This is a genomic window from Streptomyces sp. NPDC020362, from assembly GCF_040642095.1.
Classification (GTDB): Bacteria; Actinomycetota; Actinomycetes; order Streptomycetales; family Streptomycetaceae; genus Streptomyces.
In genome coordinates this window covers 1-2,305 of the sequence record NZ_JBFAET010000444.1, presented here as the reverse complement: position 1 = coordinate 2,305, position 2,305 = coordinate 1, and the positions used below count along the sequence as shown (strand labels likewise).

General features: G+C 75.9%; 1 protein-coding gene. It reads right to left on the bottom strand.

The window, feature by feature from the left end; all coding sequences use genetic code 11:
* Positions 1–251 precede the first annotated feature (251 nt).
* Positions 252–2,036, bottom strand: coding sequence for a LuxR C-terminal-related transcriptional regulator (locus tag AB0H32_RS48015; protein ID WP_361135977.1), 1,785 nt, complete (start codon positions 2,034–2,036; stop codon positions 252–254).
* Positions 2,037–2,305: the final 269 nt, after the last annotated feature.

The following is a 2,305-nucleotide window of genomic DNA, read 5'->3' as shown; positions in this document are numbered from 1 at the left end:
GGTCCACCAGGCAACGGGCTGGGCGTTCGCGGCGTTCGGGGCGGCGTGAGGTACGGCACGCTCGCGCCCGGCGGTGCGTACATGACCGCACGTCGACGCCCGGTGGTGCGCACCAACAGGGGCGCGGGGCCGTATCGGTATGCGGCTCCGCCGCGGGGGCGGCGCGGCGGGCGCGGGGGCACGACCGGCCACGACGCGCCGGCAGCCGGCGAACGACCTGCTGTGACCGGCGCTGCCCGGACCCTTCAACGCTAGGCCGGCTCGGCCTCCGGCACGTCGCTCAGCCACGGCAGAGCACCACGATCGCTCGCACCCAGCCGCGTGTAGGCGCCGTACAGGTGATTGCCGACGGTCCGGACGGAGAGAGTCAGTCTCTCGGCGATCTGCCGGTTGCTCAGCCCGGCCGCCGCGAGCGTGACGATCTGCCGTTGCCGCGCGGTGAGATCGCCGAGGACGAGCCCGGCCAGTGCCGGTGTGCGGGCACCGTCGCAGCGGCGGGCCATCGCGACCGCGCGGGTTCGGGAAAGGCGGGCCGCACGGGGGTCACGGTGTGCGCGGACCGCCTGGGCGTGGGCCTCCGCCGCAAAGAGCAGGAAGCCCCGCTCCGCCAGCGCCTCGGCCACCCGGTCGAGTGCGGGCCCGTCGCCCCGGGCGAGCGCCTCGGCGTGCCGGGCGAGGACACCGGCGCCCGGCAGCCGCCCGGCGACGCGCTCCGGGGCGCCGAGGCGTACGGCGTCGTAGAGCGCGAACACATCGTCCCCGGCGATCCGGGCCAGCGCCTCTTCGATGTCGCCGCGGGCCGCCGCGGTCCAGACACCCATGCCCATGGTCTCCCCCGACTGCCCTGCTGCCGCATCCAGTTCGCTGCGGCAGCACGCGTCGTCCGGCGCCGTCCGCAGCCCTTCCCGCGCCCAGGCAGCCGCCTCCCGCAGCTCTCCGCGCAGCCGGGCGCACCGGGCGCGGACGGCCGCGTACCCGGCGGGCACCGGCAGGCCCTCGGCCAGCAGCCAGTCACCCACCGGCGCCGGCAGAGCCCGTACGTCCTGTTCCGCCAGCCTGGCTGAAAGGGATGCCTGTTCGGCCTCCAGAGCGGCTTCGCGCCGCTCGGTGGTGCGGGCCAGCCGCCGCGCCCGCAGCCGGCCGGCGCCGGCGCGCAGGGCCGGTCCGTGCAGAGGGTGGGCGAGGGTGACCGAGCCGCGGTCGTCGACGTGGATCAGGCCGCCCGCCTCCAGGCGTTCGAGGACGTCCAGGTCGAGGCCGTCCGGCGTGAGCGGCAGGGGCTCGGCGAAGGCCAGCCGGTCGAGCGTCTCCCGTTCGTCGGGGTCGAGCCGGTCCAGGGCGAGGGCGAGACGGTCGCGGACGGCCGCGGTGACCGGCACCGGGCCGCGCCAGGCCCACTCACCGGTGTCCGGGACACCGGTGAGTCGCCCGGATCGGCGCAGTGCGTCCAGCAGGTCTCGCAGCAGCCGCAGATCGCCCCGGCACATCCGGTGCAGCCTGCTCATGGTCAGCGGCTCCAGGCCGGCCACGGCGAGCAGCTGGGCGGTGTCCTCGCGGGGCAGCGGCTCCAGCGCGAGACGCGGCAGCAGTTCTCCCGTCCACAGGCGGGACACCGCCCCCGGTGCCGGCACCCCGTCCGTGGCGGCCACGGCCAGGCGGACGCGGCCGTGCACGGCGAGCTGGTGGACGAGCGCGGCGGACGCCTCGTCGAGCAGATGGGCGTCGTCGACGACGAGGAGGCGTACGCCGGACAGGAGGTGGACGGCGCGGTGCAGCGAGACGGTGTCGGGCAACAGGTGCGCGAACGCCGCGAAGGGGAGCCCCCGGGTCTCGGGCGTCCCGGTCGCCCGGGCGCAGTCGGTGCCCCGCAGCGCCTCCGTGAGCAGCCGGGTCTTGCCGCAGCCGGCCGGCCCGGTCACCACGATGCCGGGCCGGCCGGCCGCCAGCCACCTGCGCGCCAGCTCCAGTTCGTCCGCCCGGCCGGTGAAGGGCCAGGGCAGCTCCAGGGTCTTCGCGTCCTGTTCGTAGGTCGTCACACCAGGAGGAGTGCGACTACTCAGGTTTGATACAGGGTGACTTGAGTAGCCCCCGACTCAGGCGAACGGTCCCCCGGGGGCGGCACTCTGGCGGTCCAGGCCACAGTCCGGCACCGGGGGAGCGGTCGAGGGACGTCGCCTTCGGGGGAGGGAGACGTCCCTCGACCACGCCTGTACGCCGTTCGCCACCCCAGCGGACGGCGTCTTTGCGTGGTGCGAGGGCCGGCCGGGCGGTCTGTCCTCGCCTCCGGATGCCGTCCCCGGATACC